General features: G+C 66.9%; 22 protein-coding genes. 8 read left to right on the top strand and 14 right to left on the bottom strand.

What is annotated here, in order from left to right:
- Both G6N24_RS23320 and G6N24_RS23315 read right to left on the bottom strand, forming a co-directional pair.
- Positions 1 to 867: an MlaE family ABC transporter permease gene (locus G6N24_RS23320; protein ID WP_085162370.1), complete on the bottom strand. Its 867-nt coding sequence runs from the start codon at positions 865 to 867 to the stop codon at positions 1 to 3.
- The gene (locus G6N24_RS23315) at positions 867 to 1,685 is read right to left on the bottom strand and encodes an MlaE family ABC transporter permease (protein WP_372514563.1); all 819 of its coding nucleotides are present in this window, start codon (positions 1,683 to 1,685) and stop codon (positions 867 to 869) included. The genes G6N24_RS23320 and G6N24_RS23315 overlap by 1 nt, the downstream gene beginning before the upstream one ends.
- 497 nt (positions 1,686 to 2,182) lie before the next feature.
- Here G6N24_RS23315 and G6N24_RS23310 point away from each other — a divergent pair, with 497 nt between their 5' ends.
- On the top strand, positions 2,183 to 3,904 hold the full coding sequence (locus tag G6N24_RS23310; protein WP_085162372.1) for a GMC oxidoreductase: 1,722 nt from the start codon (positions 2,183 to 2,185) through the stop codon (positions 3,902 to 3,904).
- A gap of 36 nt (positions 3,905 to 3,940) precedes the next feature.
- Here the strand turns inward: G6N24_RS23310 and G6N24_RS23305 are convergent, their stop codons facing one another.
- Positions 3,941 to 4,549 (bottom strand): hypothetical protein, encoded by a 609-nt coding sequence (locus G6N24_RS23305; RefSeq protein ID WP_085162373.1) that lies wholly within the window; start codon positions 4,547 to 4,549, stop codon positions 3,941 to 3,943.
- A 322-nt stretch (positions 4,550 to 4,871) separates the two neighbouring features.
- Between G6N24_RS23305 and G6N24_RS23300 the strand changes: the two genes are divergently transcribed.
- Positions 4,872 to 5,621 carry a hypothetical protein gene (locus tag G6N24_RS23300; protein WP_085162374.1) on the top strand — a complete coding sequence of 250 codons (750 nt, stop codon included), beginning with the start codon at positions 4,872 to 4,874 and terminating at the stop codon, positions 5,619 to 5,621.
- Between the two features lie 77 nt (positions 5,622 to 5,698).
- Here G6N24_RS23300 and hsaB read toward each other — a convergent pair whose 3' ends face one another.
- From hsaB to hsaA, 4 genes are read right to left on the bottom strand one after another with little or no spacing between them, the layout of a single operon-like run.
- The gene (hsaB, locus tag G6N24_RS23295; protein ID WP_085162375.1) at positions 5,699 to 6,262 is read right to left on the bottom strand and encodes a 3-hydroxy-9,10-secoandrosta-1,3,5(10)-triene-9,17-dione monooxygenase reductase subunit; all 564 of its coding nucleotides are present in this window, start codon (positions 6,260 to 6,262) and stop codon (positions 5,699 to 5,701) included.
- 2 nt (positions 6,263 to 6,264) lie between these two features.
- Positions 6,265 to 7,167, bottom strand: coding sequence for an iron-dependent extradiol dioxygenase HsaC (gene hsaC, locus G6N24_RS23290; RefSeq protein WP_085162376.1), 903 nt, complete (start codon positions 7,165 to 7,167; stop codon positions 6,265 to 6,267).
- Positions 7,164 to 8,042 carry a 4,5:9,10-diseco-3-hydroxy-5,9,17-trioxoandrosta-1(10),2-diene-4-oate hydrolase gene (hsaD, locus tag G6N24_RS23285; RefSeq protein ID WP_085162377.1) on the bottom strand — a complete coding sequence of 293 codons (879 nt, stop codon included), beginning with the start codon at positions 8,040 to 8,042 and terminating at the stop codon, positions 7,164 to 7,166. Before hsaD ends, hsaC begins: the two co-directional genes overlap by 4 nt.
- A 53-nt stretch (positions 8,043 to 8,095) precedes the next feature.
- Positions 8,096 to 9,280, bottom strand: a complete 1,185-nt coding sequence (hsaA, locus tag G6N24_RS23280) for a 3-hydroxy-9,10-secoandrosta-1,3,5(10)-triene-9,17-dione monooxygenase oxygenase subunit (RefSeq protein ID WP_085162378.1) — start codon at positions 9,278 to 9,280, stop codon at positions 8,096 to 8,098.
- 212 nt (positions 9,281 to 9,492) lie between these two features.
- Between hsaA and G6N24_RS23275 the strand changes: the two genes are divergently transcribed.
- Together G6N24_RS23275 and G6N24_RS23270 are read left to right on the top strand one after the other, a co-directional pair.
- The gene (locus G6N24_RS23275; protein ID WP_085162379.1) at positions 9,493 to 10,569 is read left to right on the top strand and encodes a ferredoxin--NADP reductase; all 1,077 of its coding nucleotides are present in this window, start codon (positions 9,493 to 9,495) and stop codon (positions 10,567 to 10,569) included.
- Between the two features lie 29 nt (positions 10,570 to 10,598).
- Complete coding sequence (locus G6N24_RS23270; RefSeq protein ID WP_085162380.1) at positions 10,599 to 11,129, top strand: hypothetical protein; 531 nt, start codon at positions 10,599 to 10,601, stop codon at positions 11,127 to 11,129.
- Between the two features lie 91 nt (positions 11,130 to 11,220).
- Here the strand turns inward: G6N24_RS23270 and G6N24_RS23265 are convergent, their stop codons facing one another.
- The gene (locus tag G6N24_RS23265) at positions 11,221 to 13,353 is read right to left on the bottom strand and encodes an acyl-CoA dehydrogenase (protein ID WP_085162381.1); all 2,133 of its coding nucleotides are present in this window, start codon (positions 13,351 to 13,353) and stop codon (positions 11,221 to 11,223) included.
- 273 nt (positions 13,354 to 13,626) lie between these two features.
- Between G6N24_RS23265 and kstR the strand changes: the two genes are divergently transcribed.
- The gene (kstR, locus tag G6N24_RS23260) at positions 13,627 to 14,247 is read left to right on the top strand and encodes a cholesterol catabolism transcriptional regulator KstR (RefSeq protein WP_163745670.1); all 621 of its coding nucleotides are present in this window, start codon (positions 13,627 to 13,629) and stop codon (positions 14,245 to 14,247) included.
- Positions 14,248 to 14,249: 2 nt separating this feature from the next.
- Here the strand turns inward: kstR and G6N24_RS23255 are convergent, their stop codons facing one another.
- Complete coding sequence (locus G6N24_RS23255; protein ID WP_085162383.1) at positions 14,250 to 15,329, bottom strand: LacI family DNA-binding transcriptional regulator; 1,080 nt, start codon at positions 15,327 to 15,329, stop codon at positions 14,250 to 14,252.
- A 107-nt stretch (positions 15,330 to 15,436) separates the two neighbouring features.
- Here G6N24_RS23255 and G6N24_RS23250 point away from each other — a divergent pair, with 107 nt between their 5' ends.
- The 3 genes from G6N24_RS23250 to G6N24_RS23240 all read left to right on the top strand — a co-directional run bounded on the left by G6N24_RS23250 (position 15,437) and on the right by G6N24_RS23240 (position 18,368).
- On the top strand, positions 15,437 to 16,141 hold the full coding sequence (locus G6N24_RS23250) for a sensor domain-containing protein (protein WP_085162384.1): 705 nt from the start codon (positions 15,437 to 15,439) through the stop codon (positions 16,139 to 16,141).
- Between the two features lie 61 nt (positions 16,142 to 16,202).
- Complete coding sequence (locus tag G6N24_RS23245; RefSeq protein ID WP_085162385.1) at positions 16,203 to 17,123, top strand: MBL fold metallo-hydrolase; 921 nt, start codon at positions 16,203 to 16,205, stop codon at positions 17,121 to 17,123.
- 3 nt (positions 17,124 to 17,126) lie between these two features.
- Positions 17,127 to 18,368: an SLC13 family permease gene (locus G6N24_RS23240; protein WP_085162386.1), complete on the top strand. Its 1,242-nt coding sequence runs from the start codon at positions 17,127 to 17,129 to the stop codon at positions 18,366 to 18,368.
- A gap of 80 nt (positions 18,369 to 18,448) precedes the next feature.
- Here the strand turns inward: G6N24_RS23240 and G6N24_RS23235 are convergent, their stop codons facing one another.
- The 5 genes from G6N24_RS23235 to ispD form a co-directional block, all read right to left on the bottom strand.
- Positions 18,449 to 20,233 (bottom strand): IS1634 family transposase, encoded by a 1,785-nt coding sequence (locus G6N24_RS23235; protein WP_232070563.1) that lies wholly within the window; start codon positions 20,231 to 20,233, stop codon positions 18,449 to 18,451.
- A 220-nt stretch (positions 20,234 to 20,453) separates the two neighbouring features.
- Complete coding sequence (gene rlmB, locus G6N24_RS23230; RefSeq protein WP_085157041.1) at positions 20,454 to 21,380, bottom strand: 23S rRNA (guanosine(2251)-2'-O)-methyltransferase RlmB; 927 nt, start codon at positions 21,378 to 21,380, stop codon at positions 20,454 to 20,456.
- Entirely contained in the window at positions 21,381 to 22,787 is a 1,407-nt protein-coding gene (gene cysS / locus G6N24_RS23225; protein WP_085157044.1) for a cysteine--tRNA ligase, read from the bottom strand.
- An 87-nt stretch (positions 22,788 to 22,874) separates the two neighbouring features.
- Positions 22,875 to 23,354, bottom strand: coding sequence for a 2-C-methyl-D-erythritol 2,4-cyclodiphosphate synthase (ispF, locus tag G6N24_RS23220; protein WP_085157047.1), 480 nt, complete (start codon positions 23,352 to 23,354; stop codon positions 22,875 to 22,877).
- Entirely contained in the window at positions 23,351 to 23,956 is a 606-nt protein-coding gene (ispD, locus tag G6N24_RS23215) for a 2-C-methyl-D-erythritol 4-phosphate cytidylyltransferase (protein WP_407938717.1), read from the bottom strand. The genes ispF and ispD overlap by 4 nt, the downstream gene beginning before the upstream one ends.
- Positions 23,957 to 23,975: the final 19 nt, after the last annotated feature.

Here is a 23,975-nt window from a genome sequence, read left to right as displayed (position 1 = left end):
CTACCCCGACAGCCTCAGCCCCGGATTGCTGCCCCAAAACAGCAACGTGAGCACCATGTCGGCGAGGACGATGCCGATCAGGCTGGCGCGGATCGCGCGGCCCGAGGCCCGGCCGACCCCCTCGGGGCCACCTCCGGCGTAATAGCCCTCGTAGCAATGGATGGCAACGATGAGGGTGACGAAAACGATCGCCTTGATCACCGAAAAGCCGATGTCCGAAGGCTGGATGAACGCGTCGAAGTAGTGGTGGTAGGTGCCCGACGCTTGATGCAGCTTGACCACCAGCGCGCAGGACAGATAGCTCAACGCCAGGGCAAACAGGTACAGCGGGATGATGGTGATCATCCCGGCGATCATGCGGGGAGTCACCACGTAGGGGATGGCCGGGATGCCCTGGGCCTCCACCGCGTCGATTTCCTCCGCGATGCGCATGGCGCCGATCTCGGCGGTCATCCGGGTGCCGGCTTGGGCGCCGAAGCCGATGGCCGCGATCATCGGGGCCATCTCCCGGGTGTTCGCGTAGGCCGAGATGAACCCGGTGAGCGGGCCCATGCCGACCATGTCCAGGACGGCATACCCTTCGACGCCGACCGAAGCCCCGATGGCGGCGCCCATGAACGCCAGCACCCCGATCGTGCCGCCACCGACCACCAACGATCCGTTGCCCCAGATCATGTCGGCCAAGATCGCTCCGGTGTGCCGGCGGTAGCGCGCAACGGTTCGCGGAATCGCACCCAACGCCTGGGCGCCGAAGGTGGCCTGGTGCCCGAGTCGCTCGAACAGCGAGCCGGCTCGGTAGACCACCGCCACCGAGGAGCGCAGCGGCCTGCTCAGTCCGTGCGGCAGATAGCGCGAGGGTGTCGCCATCAACCCACCTTCGCCGGCATGAACAAGGTGACGAACTCGGTGATCACCAGGTTGAGGACGAACACCGTGACCACGCCGAGCACGACGGCCGCGTTGACCCCGTCGGCCACACCCCGCGGGCCGCCCCTGGTCTCCAGGCCCCGCTGGCAGGCGATCAGCGTCACGATCACGCCGAAGACCCAGGTTTTCAGCACCGCTACCACGACGTCGGCGATGGTGGCGAACGATCCGAACGAGGCGATATAGCTTCCCGGGGTGCCGGATTGGAACCCCACATTGATCACGTAGCCCGCGGACAGGCCCATGAAGACGATGAACACGCACAACGGCGGCGACACCACGATGATCGCCGCCAGCCGGGGCGTGACGAGTCGTTGCACCGGGTCGATGCCCATGACGCGCAGCGCGTCCACCTCGTCGCGGATGCTGCGCGCGCCCAGGTCGGTGGTGATCGCCGCGCCGGCCGCCCCGCCCAGCAGCAGGGCGGCCACGATCGGCGCGGCCTGGCGGATGACGCCCAGGCCGCCGGCCGCACCCGAGATCGACGTCGCACCCACCTGCTGGATGACGCTGCCCACCTGCACCGCGACGATGACCCCGAACGGGACCGAGATCAGCAGCGCCGGAATCGCGGTGACGCCGACGATGAACGAGGCCTGGTTGAGGGTTTCCCGCCAGGGGTGGCGCAACCGGACCAGATCGGAGATCAGGTAGCCGGCGGACTGCGCGGCTAGCTCGAAGAAGCGGCCGAGGGTCTGCAACGATCGGTCGGGACGCCGCAACACGCGGCGCCACGGCGCGCTGACCGCGGCGGCCACCGGGCGGCCGTAACCGGATCGGCCGGCGACCGGGGTTCGATCGTCAGCTGCCCGGGCCGGCGCCCCGTTATCGACGACCGCACTCAACGGATCCCACCCGCCGATCGCAAGGCGCCGCGGCCGCCTGAGGCTTTGTCCGCAAAAACGACATGGCGTTCCCTTGATGACGCTTCGAAAGTGATGAAGGGATGGTATTGAGTTTGCCCGGAAGGGCATCGCACGTTATATAACAGAAGCCTAAACGTTATATTTTCGTTATAATCTGCCGCGTACACGATTTTGACACGGAGCCTCCTTGTAGTCATTGTCAAATCCATTTACATTTGGTCCCTTACCACCGCTTAGTTAACCGCCCCAGCCGCTTAAGCGGATTTTTCTCACGCGATTCTTCCCACGCGGCGGCGCAGCGGTTTACGCTCCGGTACTTATCCCTGGCGTTTTATTGGCTCATCCCCCCAACCCGGAAACGGGCACGGGGTTACACGGAGGTTGCTGTCATGACAGAAACGGCCGCGGTGCTGGCGTCATCGACGGATGCGCTGCGCAGCGAATACGACGTCTTGATCCTCGGCTCCGGTTACGGCGGCGCTATCACTGCCGCGCGGCTCGGAGTCGCCAACGCGGCCGCCGGCGGCAAGCTCGATATCGCGGTGCTTGAACGCGGCGCCGAGCACCCGACCGGCACCTTCCCGGAGAGCGAGAAGGGCGCGTTGGCGCAACTGCGGTCGCCCTTGAACCCGCTAGGCCTCATCGAAATCGAACGGTTCAAGACCATCGACGTTATCCACGCCAACGGTCTCGGGGGCACCTCGCTGATCAACTTCAACGTGGCGATCGTGCCCGATCGGGAGGTGTTCCTGGCGTCGTGGCCGCGGGCGTTTCAGGAGCTCGTGGAGCGGGAGCGCGACGGCGTCGGCGGGCTGGCGAAATATTATGCGCGAGCGCGCCGCATGCTCGGCGCGGTGCCCTACGCCCAGCACGTGCCCTTGCGCCGGGTCGAAGCGTTTGCCCAGATCGCCAAGAACGCCGGCGCCCACATGCAGATTTTGGACATCACGGTCAGCACCGAGGACCGAATGACCAGGTACGGGGTACAGCGGCGACGCTGCCCGAACCACGGCGGTGACGGCACCGGCGACAACACCGGTTCGAAAAACACCCTGATGACCAACTACCTGCCGATGGCCGCGCACTACGGCGTCAAGATGTTCTGCGGCATCGAGGCCTGGCGGATCGAGCCGGCCGCCGACGGCCGGTGGCGGGTGATCGCCCGTGCCACCGGTGGGGCCGACCCCGACGACGAGGTGGTCGTCACCGCCCGCCGTGTCGTGGTATCCGCCGGCACGCTGGGCAGCAACGCGATACTGCTGCGTTCGGCGCGGTCGGGCCTGGCGCTGTCGGCGCGGCTGGGAAAGAACTTCAGCGGCAACGGCGACAACTTCGGCATCGCCTACAACACCGACATGCGAACCGACACCCAGGCCTGGGCGACCACCGACGGGCCGCCCCGAAACGAGCTGACGTGCGGGCCCAGCATCACCGCGGTGATGCGCTTCGGCGCCGACCAATCCGACATGCGTAAACGGTTCACCGTGCAGGATCTATCGCTGCCCCGCGCGCTGGTGGACAGCTTCCGGGTGGGGCTGATGGGCCTGGCCGCCACCAGCTATCGCGACTTCCGTCGAGACAAGCTGGACCGTTGGCGGCGCGACATCGGCTTCAACACCGACGGGGCGATGAACCACTCGCTGGGATTTTTGATCATGCTGCACGACAACTCCGACGGCGAGCTGGTGCTGCGCAAGAACGGCACGGTCAAAATCGACTGGCCGGGAGCGCCGACCGAGCGAATGTACCGCGACGTCGACGCGATCATGGCGCCGGCGGTGGAGGCCATCGGCGGGACTTACATGAAAAACCCGCGCTGGGACAAGCGAATCCTGGGCAAGCACTTGATCACCGCGCACCCGATGGGCGGGTGCGCCACCGCCGACAATGTCGACGCCGGCGTGGTCGACCATGCCGGACGAGTGTTCCGGCCCGACGGCGGCACCTACGCCGGACTGTACGTCTGCGACGCCTCGGTGATCCCGCGCGCGTTGGGCGTCAATCCGTTTCTAACCATCTCCATGTTCGCCGAACGCACCGCCGAGCTGCTGCGCGCCGAGCTGGGACTGCCGGGCTACGATCCCGCCGCCGAAGCCGACGACCGCGCCTGAGCGCGGCGGCACGCAGCCCCTGTGCCGGGGTGGCCGCTATGCGCACAGGGCGAAGAAGCCGAGCATCTGGTAGCGGTTTCGTGGCAACCGGAACAGGATCTTGCCCAGGTAGGCGCCCGGCACCACCTCGACCAGCTCGTCGCGGATGCTTCTGATGATCAGCCGAGGGTTGTCTTCGACGTCCGCGTAGTCGATGACCATGACCTGCACATCCGGATCGGCCTTGCCGGTGTCGGCATAGGTCTTGAAGTCGAAGGCCAGTTTCCCGTCGGCGGCGTCCTTCATCGGGTACCGCGGCCACAGCAGCTTGGCGGGAACCCTCGAGCTGGCGGTCATGCGGTTGTCGCCGGTGCTGGCCACCGCGTTGAACCGTTTGCCCTGCCAGGGCATCCACAGGCCGGTGACGAGCCGCGCGGCCGCGTCGAGGACCCGGTTGGTCGTCGTCATGACGAGAATGCCGTCGGTCGAGCCGTCTAGGCCGGTTGGCATGGTGCCAAGTTTGAAGATCGCGTTCAGTTGCGACTCCGCGGCCTTGTGGTTGGACTTCGCCTGGTCTTTGAGGTCGACGATCCATTGCCAGGCCTCATCCGCCGCATCACGCTGTCGAAGATCGCAGACACGGGCTTCGGCCGTTGGGAGTGACATTTCGTCCCCTTGTCGATGGTCGGGACCCGCAAACGCCGGGTCTGTCGGTTCAGCTGGTGTTACGCCGGCGTGGCGCACAATCGCCGAGATATTAACGCGGTTACCGACGCAGGGGAACTGGTTTACCGGAAAAAGGCTGTCATAATATCTAAGCCACACGGACCACCCAACTACGTCAAATCACTTGACACGGTCTATGAACTTTTGGCGGCGTCAACTTTATTGACAACGTGTCCGTATTGGGCGGTTCGCACGCCAAGAAGCCTTTCGAAAGGAAGTTCGTCATTGGCGGCGGAAATCAATAGCGGTAGTGTGCCCGGCCATGAATGCACCGACGCTTTTCACCGCGGCGCTGGCCATCGCGACGGCCGTGTCTCCGCAGGCGCTCGCCGACAGCAACAGCCTGCCACCGTGCCCGGTCGCGGCGATCAGTCCCACGACGCGGCTTCCGCATCCGGATTGCCGACTGCATGCCGCGGATCGCGTCGGCGCCAATTTCGCCGTGACCTACTGGAGCCTTCCGGAAGCGCCGGGGCCGCGGGCGGTAACTGTCATGGTGACCGACGCATCGGGCGCGGCCGTCCAAAAGATCGACGAGCTGCTCGAACCGTCGAGCCCGAGCGGCGTCGGTATGCAGGACCTGGACGGGGACGGCCGCGACGAGGTGATCATCCCGATCGCCCAACACGGCATCAACGGCAGCCCCAACACGAGGTTCGCGGTATGGCGTGCCGCCGGCGACAGCACTCACTTCGAACGCACCCAGATGCTCGGGCAGGCGGTGTATGCCAGCGGCGACGGCTACGTCGTCACCAACGGCGGCTCGCCCAGCAGCCGAGACCTCACCTTCTACCTGCCGACCGGCGCCGGATTCACGCTCGTCGTGGTGTTGACGGTCGAGGCCGAGCAGGTGGACCCGGGCACCCACCGGGTGCTCACCGTGCGCTGTCACGCCCATCAGGAAGACGGTCTGCATGCCGTCGACATGGATGTCTCTGCGGCGCAGGAAACCTTCTGCGCATCCCCGGCGGCTCGCGCCATCTGGCCCGGCGCCCAACGTGTCGCCCCCTGAGCCAATCGACGAGCAGACACAAACTCGCATCGCCAGAGCGATTTTTGTGCGATTTATCGTCTGCTCGCCAGAAGGCGTCACAGCCAGGTGTCCTTGGTGGTGGTGGTGAGAAACGCTTCCAGGTCGTCGCGCCATTGCGCCGGCGTGGTCTTGTCCGGCTCGATGCCGGTGTAGTCGCCGCGATAGAACAGCAGCGGCCGCGGCTTGATCTTGGGAGCCTCCGACAGCGATTCGACCGCGCCGAACACCACAAAATGGTCGCCGCCGTCGTGCACCGACGCCACCGTGCAGTCGATGTACGCCAGTGACCCGTCGATGATAGGCGAGCCGAGTCGTGAAGGGCGCCAATCGATACCGGCGAACTTGTCGGGTTCCTTGGATCCGAATCGGGCCGAGACGTCCTTCTGTTTTTCGGTCAGCACGTTGACACAGAACCGGCCGCTGGCCTCGATGGCTTTCCAGGACCGCGACACCTTGGTCGGGCAGAACAGCACCAGCGGCGGGTCCAGCGACAACGCCGCGAACGACTGGCACGCGAAGCCGACCGGCACGTCGTCGTGCACGGTGGTGATGATGGTGATCCCGGTGCAGAACTGACCCAGCACGCTACGGAACGTGCATGGATCGATCTGAGCCGACATGGCTAGCCGCGGGCGCCGACGGTGAAGTCGTGGCCCCACAGGCTCACGGCGGTGCTTTCCCGGGCGATCCAGTCGCGGTCATCGACCTGTCTTCCCTCGCAACCGAATTCGACGTCAAACCCGCCGGGTGTCTTCATGTAGAACGACAGCATCAGGTCGTTGACGTGCCGGCCCAGTGTCGCCGACATGGGCACCTTGCGACGCAGCGCCCGGTCCAGACACAGTCCCACGTCGTCGGCGTTTTCGACTTCGACCATCAGGTGCACGATGCCACTCGGCGTCGGCAGCGGCAGGAAGGCCAACGAGTGGTGACGCGGGTTGCAGCCGAAGAAGCGCAGCCATGCCGGCGCGCCATCGGCGGGCCGGCCCACCACCTGCGGCGGCATCCGCATCGAGTCACGCAGCTTGAAGCCGAGCACATCTCGGTAGAAGTGCAACGCCTCGGCGTCGTCGCGGGTGGTCAACACCACGTGTCCCAGGCCCTGCTCGCCGGTGACGAACCTGTGCCCGTACGGGCTGACCACGCGACGGTGTTCCAGCGCGACCCCGTGGAAGGCCGCCAGCGGATTGCCCGACGGGTCGGAGAACAGGACCATCTCGTCGACTCGCCGCTCCGCCAGCTCGGCTGCGGTGGCCTCCTTGTACGGCGTGCCCTCCACGTCGAGCCGATTCCGAATCTCCTGCAGGCCTTCGGCATTCGCGCATTCCCAGCCCGCCTCGGCCAGCCGGTCACGCTCGCCGGGCACGATCACCAGGCGCGCTGGAAAGTCGTCCATCCGCAGATACAGGGCGCCCTCAGTGCTGCCCTTACCCTCGACCATCCCGAGGACTTTCAGGCCGAACTCGCGCCAAGCGGCCATATCGGTGGCCTCGATGCGCAGATAACCCAGCGACCGGATGCTCATCTGGCACCTCCTAGGAAATCAGCGGTCAACTTGTTGAATTCGTCGAACTTTTCCACCTGCACCCAGTGCCCACATTGCCCGAAGACGTGTAGCTGCGCACGCGGGATGGTCTTCAGCGCGACCAGCGCACCGTCCAGCGGGTTGACTCGGTCCTCGCGTCCCCAGATCAACAGCACCGGCTGGCGCAGCTTGTACACCTCGCGCCACATCATGCCGGCTTCGAAATCTGCCCCGGCGAACGATTTTCCCATCGCCCGAGTCGCCGCTAACGATTCCGGCGTGCTGGCCATCTCGAAGCGCTGGTCCACCAACTCGGGGGTGATCAGCTTCTGGTCGTAGACCATGACCCGCAGGAACGCCTCGAGATTCTCCCGGGTGGGTTCCATGGAGAACTTCCCCAGCCGCTTCACGCCCTCGGTCGGATCGGGCGCAAACAGGTTGATGCTCAGGCCGCCCGGGCCCATTAGCACCAGGCGCCCGGCCCGGTCCGGGTAGTCCAGCGCGAACCGCACCGCGGTGCCACCGCCTAACGAGTTGCCCACCAGCGGAACCCGTTCCAAACCGAGCTGGTCGAAAAGGCCCTTCAGCGCCCGGGCGGCATACCGGTTGAACTGCCCGTGCTCGGCCCGTTTGTCGGAGTGGCCGTACCCGGGCTGGTCGACGGCCAGCACGTGGAACCGCCGCGCCAGCACCGCGATGTTGCGTGAGAAGTTGGTCCAGCTCGACGCGCCGGGACCGCCGCCGTGCAGCAGCACCACCGTCTGCTCGTTGCCGGCACCCGCTTCGTGGTAATGCAGCTTCAGCGGTCCATCCACGTCCACTTCCGCGAAGCGCGAGGTGGATTCGAAGGTGAGCTCCTCTGTCGATGCGGTCACCTAGCGCCACTCCTTCTCATCGCTCCACTCTGCATCGTCGTCGGCGCGCATGCCTAAACCATGGTGTCGCCGGGGGGCAACCCGAACTCGTTGTTTCCGAATATCACATACGCCCGCTCGGGGTCATTGGCGGCGTGCACCCGACCGGCATGCGCGTCGCGCCAAAACCGCTGAATCGGAGCGTCATTGGACAGAGCGGTGGCACCGGACGCCTCGAACAGCCGGTCGATGGAGGCGATCGAGCGACCCGTGGCGCGCACCTGGTCGCGGCGCGCGCGGGCACGCAGTTCGAAGGGAATCTCCTTGCCGGCCGCCAACAATGCGTACTCGTCGCCGACGTTGCCCATCAGCTGGCGCCACGCGGCGTCGATGTCGCTGGCCGCCTCGGCGATGCGGACCTTCGCGAACGGGTCGTCCTTGGCCTTCTCGCCGGCGAACGCGGCGCGCACCCGCTTGCCCTGGTGCTCCACATGCGCGGCGTACGCACCATAAGCCATACCGACGATTGGCGCCGAGATGGTGGTGGGATGCATTGTGCCCCATGGCATTTTGTAGACCGGGGCGGTGTTGGTCTGCAACCCGCCCGCGGTGTGGTCGTTCATCGCCCGGTAGGACAAGAACCGGTGGCGGGGCACGAAGACATCCTTGACCACCAGCGTGTTGCTGCCGGTACCCCGCAGGCCGACCACATACCAGACGTCCTCGATTTCGTACTCGGTGCGCGGGATCAGGAAGCTGCCGAAGTCCACGGGACGGCCGTCCTTGATCACCGGGCCACCCACGAAGGTCCAGGTGGCGTGATCACAGCCCGAGGACCAGTTCCACGACCCGTTGACCAGGTAGCCACCGTCGACCACGACGCCCGCGCCCATGGGGGCGTACGACGAGGAGATCCGCACCTTAGGGTCCTCGCCCCAGACCTCCTCCTGGGCCCGCTGGTCGAAAAGCGCCAGATGCCAGTTGTGTACGCCGACGATCGAGCCCACCCAGCCGGTGGAACCGCACGCGCTCGCCAGCCGCCGTGTCGCCTCGTAAAACAGCGTGGGATCGCATTGCAGCCCGCCCCACTGCTCGGGCTGTAGCAGGGTGAAGAAGCCGACCTCGTCGAGCGCCTTGACCGTCTCGTCGGGCAGGCGGCGCAGGTCTTCGGTCGCCTGGGCGCGCTCCCGAATCTGCGGAAGCAGGTCATCGATGCCGGCCAAGACCGCCTGCGCATCACGCTGTTGAATGGACGTCACTTACGTTTTCCTCCTGGGCCAGGACCTGCACGATGGACTTACACAGAAGACTAGAACACGTTCCGATTTGTGTCGAGCAAGGCGTTCCTGCGGCTGGTAGCGGTGCCAATTGGGTTTTCTGTAACATGTTCTAGTTGTACGTGGCGATCGCAAGAGCAGCGGGGCCGGTCGCTGGGGGTCGCCACATGTTGTGACGGGAGAAAGGGCGGTTCTTGACCGAGGCGTTTCCCGACGAGCCGCTCGGCGACCACGTCCTCGAACTGCAGATCGCCGAGGTCGTCGCCGAAACCGACGAGGCGCGGTCACTGGTGTTCGCGGTCCCGGATGGACCCGACGATCCGGGGATCCCGCCGGAGCGGCTGCGCTACGCACCCGGCCAGTTCCTCACGCTGCGCGTGCCCAGCGACCGCACCGGCTCGGTGGCGCGCTGCTACTCGCTGTGCAGCTCGCCGTTCACCGACGACGCGCTCACCGTCACGGTCAAGCGCACCGCGGACGGATACGCGTCCAACTGGTTGTGCGACCACGCCCACCGCGGCATGCGCATCCACGCGCTGGCCCCGTCGGGCAACTTCGTGCCCAAGACGCTCGACGACGACTTCCTGTTGCTCGCCGCGGGCAGCGGGATCACGCCCATCATGTCGATCTGCAAGTCCGCGCTCTCCGAAGGCAGCGGGCAGGTGACGCTCGTTTACGCCAACCGCGACGACCGCTCGGTGATCTTCCGCGACACGCTGCGTGAGCTGGCCGCCAAGTATCCGGACCGGCTCACCGTGGTGCACTGGCTGGAGTCGCTGCAGGGCCTGCCGAGCGCGCCGGCGCTGGCCAAGCTGGCCGCCCCGTACACCGACCGGCCGGCGTTCATCTGCGGACCGGGTCCGTTCATGGAGGCGGCCCGTGTCGCCCTGGAAACGCTGAAAGTGCCTGCCCGGCAAGTACACATCGAGGTGTTCAAGTCGCTGGAGTCCGATCCGTTCGCCGCGGTCCAGATTGAGGACACCGCAGACGAGCCGCCGGCCACCGCGGTGGTGGAGCTCGACGGGGAAACCCACACCGTGTCGTGGCCGCGCAACGCCAAGCTGCTCGACGTGCTGCTGGCCGCGGGCCTCGACGCGCCGTTCTCGTGCCGGGAAGGCCACTGCGGCGCGTGTGCCTGCACGCTGCGCCGGGGCCAAGTAACCATGGAAGTCAACGACGTGCTGGAACAGCAGGATCTCGACGACGGGCTGATTTTGGCCTGTCAATCTCACCCGGAATCTGATTCGGTAGAAGTAACTTACGACGAGTAAGTCGAGTAGTCGCGAGTAAGGGGAGCGCGATGAAGCGGCTGATGCCGGGCCTTGCGACAGTCGGACTATTGCTGACGTTGCCGGCCAGCCCCACCTCCGTTGCAGGCAGCAACACCGCCACCACCCTGTTCCCGGTCGACGAGGCCACCCAGCTGGAGACGCATGCCTTCGTCGATTGCCACCCGAACGGCAGCTGCGACTTCGTCGCGGGGGCGAATCTGCGTACACCCGACGGCCCGGCGGGGTTTCCGCCCGGCCTGTGGGCACGCCAAACCACGGAGATCCGGCCAACCAACAGACTGACCTACCTGGACGCCCATGCCACCAGCCAGTTCGAGCGGGTCATGAAATCGGGCGGGTCCGACGTGATTACCACGGTGTACTTCGGCGAAGGCCCACCGGACAAATACCAGACGACCGGCGTCATCGACTCGACGAATTGGTCGACCGGCCAACCGATGACCAATGTGAATGTCATCGTCTGCACCCACATGCAGGTGGTCTACCCCGGCGTCAACCTCACCTCGCCCAGCACCTGCGCTCAGACGAATTTTTCGTGAACTTGGGGAGACACGTTCGCGAGCCTGTAGTTAACGATCAAAAGTGCGAGTAGCCAGCACGCTAACTACAGGCTCGGCGAAAAGCCGAAAATCACCGCGGCAGGCCAAGCAGGCGCTCGGCGGCCACCGTGAGCAGGATCTGCTCGGTACCGCCGGCGATCGTGAGGCACCGGGTGTTGAGGAAGTCGTACACCGCGCGGTTATCGACGAGACCGCCGCCCTCGGACATGTCCATCAGGTATTCGGCCAGCGCCTGCCGGTAGCGGACGCCGATGAGTTTGCGCACGCTGGACTGCGCACCGGGGTCCTGGCCGCCGACGGCGAGCTGGGCGATGCGCTGATCCAGCAGGGCACCGGCCGCGGCCGTCACGATGAGCCGCGCCAGCCGGTCCTGCTGGGCCACGTCGAGCTCGATCCCTGCCACCAGCCTGAGCAGCTCTTCCATCGGGTTGCCCAGCGCGGTCCCGGTGGCCATCGCGATCCGCTCGTTGGCCAACGTCGTGCGGGCAAGCCGCCAGCCGTCGTTGACGGTGCCGACGACCATCTCGTCGGGAACGAACACGTTGTCGAGGAAGACCTCGTTGAACAGCGAATCGCCGGTGATCTCGCGCAGCGGCCGGATCTCGATTCCCGGTGAGGTCATGTCCACCAAAAAGTAGGTGATGCCTTTATGCTTCGGGGCGTCCGGATCTGTACGCGCCAGGCACACGCCCCAGCGCGCTTTGTGCGCCGCGGACGTCCACACCTTCTGCCCGGTAAGCAGCCAGCCGCCGGCCCCCCGCACCGCCTTGGTGCGCAGCGACGCCAGGTCGGATCCGGCTCCCGGCTCGGAAAACAGCTGACACCAAAGGAATTCACCACGCAGGGTGGCCGGCACGAAGCGCTCGATCTGCTCCGGCGTGCCGTGCTCGAGGATGGTCGGCGCCGCCCACCAGCCGATCACCAGGTCCGGCCGCACCACGCCGGCGGCCGCCATCTCCTGATCGATCAACAGCTGCTCGGCCGGTGACGCGTTGCGCCCGTATGGCGCCGGCCAGTGCGGTGCCAGCAGCCCCGCCGCGGCCAGGGCCTCCTGCCGCTCCGACTCGGGCAGCGCGGCGACCTCGGCGACGGCCGCGGCGATCTCGGGTCGCAGGCCCTCGACCCCGGTGAGGTCGATACCCAGACGACGACGGACCCCGGCCCGCGTCAATGCCGTCACGCGGCGCAGCCAGCGCTCCGTGCCGCCGAGGAACCGCCCGATGCTGTGGGCCCGGCGCAGGTACAGATGCGCGTCATGTTCCCAGGTGCAGCCGATGCCACCGAGCACCTGGATGCAGTCTTTGACGTTGGCCTTCGCGGCGGCGATGCCGATGCTCGCCGCCAAGGCCGCGGCGATGGATAGCTGGCCGGGTTCCGAATCGGCCGCGGCCCGGGCGGCGCGCGCCGCGTCCAAGGCGGCCACCTCGGCCTGCTCGGCGCGACACAACATTTCCGCGCACAGGTGCTTGACCGCCTGAAAGCTGCCGATCGGCTTGCCGAACTGCTCACGCACCTTGGCGTAGGCAACCGCGGTGTCCAGCGCCCATCGGGTCACCCCGGCCGCCTCGGCCGCCAGCACGGTCGCGGTGAGGTCCTCGACCCGCTGCCCCGATATCAGCATTGCCGGCGCATCCGTGAGCACCACTCGGGCCAGCGGCCGGGAGATATCGGTGGCTCGCAAAGGTTCCACCTGCACGCCGTCATCGCGAGTGTCGACCAGCAGCCAATCACCGCCGACTGCCAGCAGCATGACGCCACCGGGTGCACCACCCAGCACCCATTCGGCGGTCCCGGACGCCCTCCGGTTCTCGAACCGCACGTCGCCTTCGAGCGCGAGCCCGGCGAAGCGTTCGCCGGAAACCAGCGCGCCCAACAATTCGGAAGACGAGCCCACCCGGGAGAGAACAAGAGCGCCCAGCGCGGTGGTCGCGACCGGCCCGGGTATCAGGGCCTTGGCCGCCTCCTCGACCATGGCGCACAGGTCCTCGATGCTGCCGCCGGCGCCGCCGTGCTCCTCCGGAACGGCGACGCCAAACAGTCCGAGGTCGGCCAAGCCCGCGAACATCGGGCGCCACGCGTCGGCGTCACCCTGTTCCATTTCGCGGATCGCGGCGCTCGCGGCCGACCCCGAGGCCGAATCGCGCGCCCAATCGCGCACCAACCCACGGGCCGCGAACTGGTCGTCGCTGACGGTCGCTACCACGTGCGAATCCTCCCCGTCAGCGAAATTGACTGGTGATGGGCGATCCCAAACCCATTAGAACGTGTTCTAATAGTGCCAGTGATCGACCGTCAAGTCTAACGTCGTTATGGCAGGAAAGATCGCCGTCCCGGCGACAGGGAGGTGGGAAATTTACGATCAGCATGCGTATCGTTTGCGAACGATCCGCCCGGAAGAGGAGCCGCCCACAACATGTCGCCAGCGAACAACGACTCGGGTCCCGCTGCCGACTCACAGCCTCTCGAGGTCATGAACGTGGCAGTGCTGGCTGAGTCCGAGCTCGGTACGGAGGCGCAGCGGGAGCGGCGCAAGCGCATCCTGGACGCGACCATGGCCATCGCGTCCAAGGGCGGCTACGAGGCGGTTCAGATGCGGGCCGTGGCGGACCGGGCCGACGTCGCGGTCGGCACGCTGTACCGGTATTTCCCGTCGAAGGTGCACCTGCTGGTGTCGGCGCTGGGCCGGGAGTTCAGCCGTATCGACGCCAAGACCGACCGTTCCGCGGTCGCCGGCGGCACCCCGTTCCAGCGGCTGAACTTCATGGTTGGCAAGCTCAACCGCGCCATGCAGCGCAATCCGCTGCTCACCGAGGCGATGACGCGTGCCTACGTGTTTGCCGACGCCTCCGCGGCCAGCGAGGTCGACCACGTCGAGAAGCTGATCGACAGCATGTTCGCGCGCGCGATGGCCGACGGCGAACCGACCGAGGACCAGTACCACATCGCGCGGGTGATCTCGGACGTGTGGTTGTCGAACCTGCTCGCGTGGCTCACCCGGCGGGCGTCGGCAACGGACGTCAGCAAGCGGCTGGACCTGGCGGTGCGGCTGCTGATCGGCGACACCGAGGAAGCGCTCCGGGCACCCAGCGCCGACTAAGACTAAGCGGGCGCACCCGCCGTGCGCCCCCGAATCAGTTGCGTGTCCAGCAGCTCGACGGCGGGCAGGCCGGACCGAGGCGGCTTGAGCAGCAGCTCGCCAGCCCGGCGGCCCTTCCGCAGGCTGGGCTGCGCCACCGTGGTCAGTCCCCGGCTTATCGCCTCGGGCACCCCGTCGAACCCGGTGACGCTCATCTGGCCGGGCACGTAAATGCCATGTGCGCGAAGGTAATCCATGGCCGACAACGCCAAGATGTCGGCCGTGCACATTAGCGCGGTGATCCGCGGGTTGGCGTCCAGCGCCACCTTGGCGGCGGTGCCGCCCGACGTCGGCAGGTGCTCGTAGCTTTCCACCACGGTCAGCGAATCCGGGTCCACGCCGGCCGCGGTCATCGCATCCCAGACGCCGAGGATGCGTTCGCGTTGCACATCGAAGGTCGGCGATTGCAGCCGTTCGGCGTCCACCGGGGCTTGCCGGCGGTCCCGGCCCAGCCGCATGGTCAGCAACCCGATCTCGCGGTGTCCCAAGCCGAGCACGTAGCCGGCGAGCCCGCGCATGGCCGCCCGGTCGTCGATGCCCACCCGGGACACTCCGGAGAGGCCTTTGGGCTGGTCAACCACGACGACGGGGAGGCGCCGCTGCAAAACGACCTGCAGGTAGGGATCGTCGTCGCATACCGAATACACCACGAAGCCGTCCACCCCGGCGGCCAGCACGGCGGCGGTTCCCTCTTCGAGGCTCTTGCTGGGTCCCACGGCCACCAGCAGCAGTCCCTGACCCAGCTCCTCACACGATTGCGCCACTCCCGCAACGAAATCCCGCGCCGCCGGGTCGCTGAAGAAATAGGTCAGTGGTTCGGCCATCACCAAGCCGACCGCACCGGCTTTGCGGGTCCGCAGCGAACGCGCCAGCGGATCCGGTCCGGCGTAACCCATTCGCTTGGCCGTGGCCAGCACCCGTTCGCGCAGATCGGCGGAGAGCTGGTCCGGTCGGTTGAAGGCGTTGGAGATCGTGGTGCGCGACACCTTGAGCTCGGCTGCCAGCGACGCTAGAGTCGCCCGCCTGCGGGGTGTGGGGCTCACGATCGGTGAGGCTACAACGGTTCCGATGTTGCGCGTTGCTCGGGCGCGCGAAGAATCGAGGGTAGGCCGCGTTTAAGCTTGTCGAACACAACTCGGGGAGGACAACAGTGCGCCAGCAGATCGCCGCGCTGGCCAGCGTGTGCGCGCTTGCCGTCGGCTGCACGAACACCGTCAACGGCACGGCCGTCGCCGCCGACAAGTCGGGACCACTGAATCGGGATCCCGTACCGGTTGCGGCGCTGGACGGGCTGCTGCTCGACGTGAGCCAGATCAACCATGAGCTCGGCGCGAGTTCGATGAAGGTGTGGTACAGCGCCAAGGCGATGTGGGACTGGAGCAAGAGCGTCGTCGACAAGAATTGCCTGGCGATAGACGGTCCCGCACAGGACAAGGTCTATGCCGGCACCGGGTGGACCGGCATGCGCGGGCAGCGGCTCGATGACAGCGTCGACGACTCCAAGAGACGCACGCATTACGCCATTCAGGCGGTCGTCGCCTTTCCCGGCGCCCACGATGCCAACACGTTCTTCAACAATCAGGTGCAGAGCTGGAGTAGCTGCTCGAACCGGCGGTTTTCCGATGTCAGCCCCGATCAGCCCGACACCTTGTGGACGGTGGGTGGGGTCACCAACGACAACGGCACGCTGTCCACCTCGCAGGTCCAGGAGGGCGGCGACGGTTGGACCTGTCAGCGCGCCCTGACGGTGCGCAACAACGTGGCGATCGATGTCGTGACGTGTGCGTACAGCCAAACGGGTTCGGTGGCGATCGACATCGCGACGCAAATCGCGGCCAAGGTGGCTAGGCAGTAGGCCGGCTTTCAACAATCTCCTCGACCGGGTGATCGCCAGGATCCCGCAATAAGCTAGGCCGATGCGACTGAAGCTCGGTCGTCCCGACATCGCCCGATACGCGAACCGATTCAACGTGCCGGCCGCCGCACCCGACGCGCCGCTGTCGGTGACGTGGATGGGCGTGGCGACGTTGCTGCTCGACGACGGGTCGTCGGCGTTGATGACCGACGGCTACTTCTCCCGCCCCGGCCTGGCGCGGGTGGCCGCGGGCAAGGTGGCACCCTCACCGGCGCGCGTCGACGGTTGCCTGGCCCGGGCCAAGGTGTCGCGGCTTGCGGCCGTCATCCCGGTGCACACTCACATCGACCACGCGATGGATTCCGCGCTGGTCGCCGACCGTACCGGTGCGCGGCTGGTCGGGGGCGAGTCGGCGGCCAACGTGGGGCGCGGATACGGGCTGCCCGAGGACCGTCTGGTCGTGGCGGTGCCCGGTGAGCCAATTCGGTTGGGCGCCTATGACGTAACGCTGGTTGAGTCACACCACTGCCCACCCGACCGGTTTCCCGGTGTGATTACCGCACCGCTGGTCCCGCCGGTGAAGGCGTCGGCCTACCGGTGCGGTGAGGCGTGGTCGACGCTGGTGCACCACCCGCCGTCGGGCCGGCGGCTGTTGATCCAGGGCAGCGCGGGATTCGTAACCGGAGCGCTGACCGGCCACCGCGCCGATGCGGTCTACCTCAGCGTCGGCCAGCTGGGCCTGCAGCCGCGGTCGTATTTGGTCGACTACTGGACGCAGACCGTGCGCGCGGTGGGGGCGCGCCGGGCTGTCCTCATCCACTGGGACGATTTCTTCCGCCCGCTGTCAAAACCGTTGCGGGCCTTGCCGTATGCGGGCGATGACCTAGACGTGTGCATCCGCGTCCTCGACGAGCTCGCCGCGCAGGACGGCGTCTTGCTGCAGATGCCGACGGTGTGGCGCCGCGAGGATCCCTGGGTATAAACCTTGGCCCTGATCCTCAGTCTGCTGCTGCTTGCGGTCGTGCTCGGGTTCGCCGTCGCGCGGCCGCGGGGGTGGCCTGAGGCATTCGCCGCGATCCCGGCAGCCGGCATCCTGATCGCTGTCGGCGCGATCTCGTTACAGCAGGCTGCCGCCCAGGTGGCCGGACTGGCTCGGGTGGCCGCATTCCTGGGTGCGGTCCTGGTGCTGGCCAAGCTGTGCGACGACGAAGGCCTGTTCGAGGCCGCGGGCGCGGCGATGGCACGACGAGACATCGAGTCGCAGGGCCTGATGCGGCAGGTGTTCGTCATCGCCGCAACCATCACCGCCGCGCTCAGCCTGGACGCGACCGTGGTGTTGATGACCCCGGTGGTGCTGGCCACCGTGCGACGGCTGCGGGCCCCGTTGCGTCCGTACGCGTACTCCACCGCCCACCTGGCCAACGCGGCCTCGCTGCTGCTTCCGGTATCGAATCTGACCAACCTGCTCGCCTACCACGTCGCCGACATTTCGTTCGTCAAGTTCACCGTCGTGATGACGCTGCCGTGGGTGGCCGCTGTGGCCGCGGTGTACGTGGTCTTCCGGTGGTTTTTCGCCCGGGATCTGCGGGTCGAGCCGGATCCCCAGCAACTCGGGCCACCGCCGCGTCCACCGGTGTTCGTCTTGGTCGTGGTTGCTCTCACGCTTGCCGGGTTCGCGTTCGCCGAGTGGGTGGGCGTGGCCCCTGCCTGGGCGGCGTTGGTCGGCGCCGCGGTGTTGGCAGCGCGAAGCCTACGGCACCGACGCACCTCGATAGCCGAAATCGGGCGCTCGGCGAACGTCTCGTTTCTGGTGTTCGTGCTCGCGCTGGGCGTCGTCGTGCAAGCGGTCATGCTCAACGGGATGACCGCCAAGATGCGCGCGGTGCTGCCGACCGGTTCGGGACTGCCGGCGCTGCTCGGCATCGCCGCGGTGGCCGCCGTGCTGGCAAACCTGGTCAACAACCTGCCGGCGACACTGGTGTTGATGCCGCTGGTCGCCGCTAACGGGCCGGTGGCCGTCCTGGCCGTGCTGATCGGCGTCAACATCGGCCCCAACCTGACCTACGTCGGCTCGCTGTCCAATCTGCTGTGGCGAAGCGTGCTGCGCCAGCAGAACGTCGAGGCCAGGGTCGGCGAATACACGCGCCTCGGGTTGTGCACCGTGCCTACGGCGTTGGTGGTGGCGGTGCTCGCGCTGTGGGTCAGCGTGCGATTGTTGGGCACCTAACCCGAAGTTGCGACTGTTGGGTTAGGTGATTTCTTGGGTTTACCTGGGGTTTTGCCGGTTCGGGTGGGTGTTTGTTCTGGCTACGCGGCGATGGTGAGGGGAATGGTGGTGTCGATGAGGTCGAAGGCGCGGCGTTGGTCGGGGGTGGGTTCGGTGAGTTTGTCGATTTCGATGTCGGTGTCGTGGTAGCGGATGCGGTCGCGGGTGAGGGTGCCGAGATGGTCGAGCAGGCCGCGGAAGCTGCGTAGCGGGTTGCCGTCGGCGTCGTGTTTTGTCGAGGCTTTCGCGTTGGCGGCGGCGGAGCGTTGCGCGGGCGCGACCGGGTTGTCGCGCGCCGGTGGTGTTTCGTCGGTGAAGGTCAGCGGCGCCCAGGCCTTGCGTAGGTGCCAGACGAGGTAGCAGGCCAGCAGGCAGATCAGCACGTGCGCGCGCACGCGCTGATCGAGACGGTGATAGATGGGTCGCAGATCCAGGTCGTCGGCTTTGATGATGCGAAAGTCGCGTTCGATATTGGCCAGGTTCTTGTAGCCGGCGACGACGCCGGCCGCATCGAGGGTGTCGGGGTCAACGCTGGTGCGTAGCACGTAGATGCCATCCAGGGCGGCTTCGGCGTCGATGGCCGCCTGGTTGCGTGCGAAGGTGAAGCTGGTGTCGGTGATGGTGGTGACAAAGTGCTTGTCCACCTTGTATTTTCCGCTGACTTTGCCGAGGGCTTTGCCGATCTCGGCGGCGCCGGACAAGGTGCCGCGGTCCACCCGGTCCTTGATCCGGGCGAGCTCTTTGTCGGTGGCGTCCAGTAGATCGCGGCGTTTGCGGGCACGCTCGGCCGCCAGAGCGGGGTTGCGGCAGGCGATGAGCCGTTCGTCGGGGTAGTCGGGGTGGACGATCTCGGCCAGGTCCTGGGTGTCGAACAGGGTCATCTGCAGTGGCCCGTCGTCACGGGCGAGTTTGGCGATCGCCGGTGCCCGCAGCGCGGTGATCCACCCGAAATCGGTTGGGGCGTCGGGGTTGTCGTTGAGTTCGCGCAGCATGCCGATGCGCGCGGAGGTGATCATGCCGCGATCACCCACCAGCACCAGGTCGGTGAGGCCGAAGGTGGCGGGCAGTTCGGCGACGATCTCGGTGAACGCGACCGGGTCGGCGGTATCCCCGCGCACCACCCGCACCGCCACCGGCCGTCCGCCGGGGTCGGTGAGCACCCCGTACTCGATCTGCGCGCAGCCCTTCTTGCCGTCGCGGGAATACCCGTGCGCGGCCAGCTCACAACACCGCCCGGTCACCCACGAACTGGTCAGGTCAAACAACGCCATCCGATGCGGGTTTGCTTGCGGGCTCAGGTGTTTGGCGGCCAGTTTGCGCTCGATCGCATCTTGGCGGTGCGCCAGCCAGTCCATCGCCGCGTAGATCTCGTCGGTCGACGCCCCCGCCACGTCCAGATCGACACCCAACGTGGTATCGGGCCACCGTGACAGGGTGGACAGCTTGGACGCTGGGCGGATCACCCGCGAGATGATCAACGCGAACACCACATCGCGTGACCGGCAGGCCGGGCCCAGCAGCGCGGGAAACCCGAGCCGATGCGCCATCGCCGACACCGCGGCCACATGCCCGTGCGGCAGCGAGCGGGTCTTGGTGAACTCGCTGCCCGCCGGGATCAGGGCCTGCCCCTTCAGCGTCGCCTCCAGCGCGGTGATCGAGGCCGCCGGCAGCATCGACAGGTTGGCCACCGTCTCGTTCCGCACTTTGGCGCCGTCGCGAAACGTGCGGCGCAGATACACCGATTCGTAGTCACGCCGCCGCCCCTGCTTATCCACATGAGTCTTCTTGACTCTGACTACGTGGACTTTCCCCATGTTGCGCGGCATACCAAGCATCGTAACCGACCTACCGCGACGATCATCAACACAACACACCAGTATTCTGACTACAAACACCAGGGCTTCAACACCCGAAACGTCAGGTCACATCACACTTCCGCGTCAGAACCCGTCGCAACTTCGGCCTAACCTAACGCGGCCGAGCAGTCGTAAAAGCCCCCAAATCCTCGGCGTGTCGGGTACTTATGCGTCTGCTCGGCCAGAGAAGTCAACTTCTGCGCTGGCGGGCGATTTCGGCTAGCACCACGCCGGCGGCCACCGAAGCATTCAGCGATTCGGTATGACCGGCCATCGGGATGGACACCACCTCGTCGCAGGTCTGCCGCACCAGCCGCGACAGCCCCTTACCCTCCGAGCCGACGACCACAGCCAGCGGATCCGTTCCGTCCAATTCGTCGAGCGCGGTGTGACCATCGGCGTCCAGTCCGATCACCCGCAGCCCACGATCAGCCCAATCCTTAAGCGCCCTAGTGAGATTGGTGGCCCGCGCCACCGGAATCCGGGCGGCCGCGCCGGCGCTGGTGCGCCACGCGACCGCCGTCACCGACGCCGAACGGCGTTGCGGGATCATCACGCCGTGCCCGCCGAACGCCGCCACCGACCGCACGATCGCCCCGAGGTTGCGCGGGTCGGAGATGTTGTCCAACGCGACCAGCAGCGCGGGCGGCGAGTCGAGCGCGGCCGCGAGCAGGTCGTCGGGATGGGCGTAGTTGTATGGCGGCACCTGCAACGCAATCCCCTGATGCAGATGGTTGGCGGTCATCCGGTCCAGATCCGCGCGTGGCACCTCGAGTATCGCGATGCCCAAATCGGCTGCCCGGGAGACGGATTCGGTCAGCCGCTCGTCGGCCTCGGTACCAAGCGCAACATAGAGCGCGGTCGCCGGAACGCCGGCGCGCAGACATTCCAGCACCGGATTGCGGCCGAGCACGGTCTCGGTTTCATCGCTGCGCTTAGGCCGGCGCGGCTGGGAGTGGGCCCGCTTGGCGGCGGGATGGTTGGGCCGCAGGCGCGCCGGTGGGGTGGGACCACGCCCCTGCAGGGCGCGGCGGCGCTGGCCGCCCGAACCCACGGTCGGACCCTTCTTGGTGCCGGATTTGCGAACCGCCCCCCGGCGCTGCGAGTTGCCGGGCATCTACTTGTGGTCACCACCCAGCGACCACTGCGGTCCGTCGGCGGTATCGGTGACCTCGATGCCGGCGTTCTTGAGACGATTCCGGATCTCGTCGGCCAACGCCCAGTTGCGTTGCTCGCGAGCCTTTTCCCGATTCTCCAGTTCGGCCTGCACCAGCACGTCGACCGCCGCCAGCGCGGCCGACGTTTCGTCACGCGATTCCCAACGTTCGTCGAGCGGGTCGCAACCCAGGATGCCCATCATGGCGCGAATTGCACTGGCGCTCTTCAGCGCGGCTTCGTGGTCACCGGCGTCGAGCGCCCGGTTGCCGTCCGCGCGTGTCTGGTGTATCTCGGCCAGCGCGATCGGGACCGAGAGGTCGTCGTCGAGCGCCTCGGCGAACCGCGGGGTCCACTGACCGGGAGCCACGGCGCCCACCCGGCTGCGCACGCGGTGCAGGAACTCCTCAACTCCCACATAGGCTTTGACCGCGTCCTGCAGGGCGGCCTCGGAGAATTCCAGCATCGACCGGTAGTGTGCGCTGCCCAGGTAGTAGCGCAGCTCGGCCGGCCGAACCCGCTCCAGCATCGCGGGTATCGACAGCACGTTGCCCAGCGACTTGCTCATCTTCTCCCCACCCATCGTCACCCACCCGTTGTGCAGCCAGTAGCGGGCGAACCCGTCTCCGGCCGCGCGGCTCTGCGCGATCTCGTTTTCGTGGTGCGGAAATATCAAATCCATTCCCCCGCAATGGATATCGAAATCTGGGCCGAGATAAGCGTGGGCCATCGCCGAGCATTCCAGGTGCCAGCCCGGACGACCCCGGCCCCACGGCGTGGGCCACGACGGCTCGCCGGGCTTGGCGCCCTTCCACAGCGTGAAGTCGCGCTGGTCGCGCTTGCCAGTCGCCACACCCTCGCCCTGGTGGACGTCGTCGATCTTGTGTCCGGACAGTTGGCCGTATTCCGGGTAGCTGAGCACGTCGAAATAGACATCGGAGCCGCCGGTGTAGGCATGACCCTTGTCGATCAGGCGTTCCATCAGCTCGATCATCTGGGTGATGTGCCCGGTGGCGCGCGGCTCGGCCGACGGCGGCAAGACGTCCAGGGCGTCGTAGGCCGCGGTGAACGCGCGCTCGTAGGTGGCCGCCCACTCCCACCACGGCCGGCACGCCGCGGCGGCCTTGTTGAGGATCTTGTCGTCGATATCGGTCACGTTGCGGATAAACGCGACGTCGTAGCCCCGGGCGATCAACCAGCGGCGCAGGATGTCAAAGGCCACGCCGCTGCGGACATGCCCGATGTGCGGCAGGCCCTGAACGGTGGCGCCACACAGATAAATGGAGACGTGCCCGGCCCGCAGCGGGACGAAATCACGCACGGCACCGGTTGCCGTGTCATGTAGCCGCAAGTGGGCGTGCTCGGTCACGACGTGCCAGCTTACCTGGCCAATTGCCGCGACCAGGGACCGCGAGCGCCGCGATTGCGCGCTGGCGTCGCATCCGGCGCCAGCGGGCTACCGGATCGGGACCACCAGCGCCGTCGCGATGGCCGCCAAGCCCTCCCCGCGCCCGGTGAGGCCAAGCCCGTCGGTGGTGGTTGCGGACACCGATACCGGCGCGTTGAGTAGCCGGGACAGCACCGCTTGTGCCTCGTAACGGCGCCAACCGATCTTCGGTCGGTTGCCGATCACCTGTACGGCAGCATTCCCGACCCGGTAGCCGTCCTGCGAGATCAGCTCGACGACGTGACGCAGCATGTCGGCACCGCTAACGCCTTGCCAACGCGGATCGTCGACCCCGAACACGTCGCCGATGTCGCCAAGCCCCGCGGCGGACAAGACGGCATCGCACAGCGCATGCACGGCGACGTCACCGTCGGAATGCCCGGCGCAGCCGTCGGCGCTCGGGAACAGCAGCCCGACCAGCCAGCACGGCCGTCCGGGTTCAATCGGGTGCACATCGGTACCCACACCGACCCGGGGCAGCCCGTTCACCCGCGCACAATCGCTTTGGCCAGCAGGAGATCCAGCTGTGTGGTGATCTTGAAGGCTAGCGGGTCACCCGCGACGACCTGAACCTGGCCGCCGAGATGCTCGACCACCGCCGCGTCATCGGTGAAGTCCGCCCCGCCCGCGCGTTCGTAGGCACGGATCAGCAGGTCGGTCGCGAACCCCTGTGGGGTCTGCACCGCGCGCAGGCCAGCCCGCTCCGGCGTACCCAGCACCACCCCGTTGGCGTCCACAGCCTTGATGGTGTCAGAGGGCGGAAGCCCGGGCACGACGGCGGCATGGCCGGCCCGCAGCGCATCGACCACACGCACGATCAGCCGTGGCGGCGTCAGCGCCCGCGCCGCGTCGTGCACCAGCACGTACTCCGGTCCTCCGGACAAGGCCGAGAGGGCCAGGCTCACCGATTCGGTGCGGTTCGCCCCCCCTGCCACGACGGTGGCCTTGTCACCCAGGATCAGTTTTGCCTCGTCGGTGCGGTCCGTCGGTACCGCCACGACAACGGTGTCGACGACACCGGAAGCCAGCAGGGACTCAACGGCCCGCTCGATCAGGGTCTGTCCCTCGAGCTGGTAGAACGCCTTGGGCATACCGGCGGCTAATCGCTCC

Origin of the sequence: Mycobacterium lacus (assembly GCF_010731535.1) — a bacterium.
In the GTDB taxonomy this organism is placed as follows: domain Bacteria; phylum Actinomycetota; class Actinomycetes; order Mycobacteriales; family Mycobacteriaceae; genus Mycobacterium; species Mycobacterium lacus.
The sequence above is the reverse complement of the archived record's forward strand: the minus strand, read 5'-3'. Positions and strand labels throughout refer to the sequence as shown.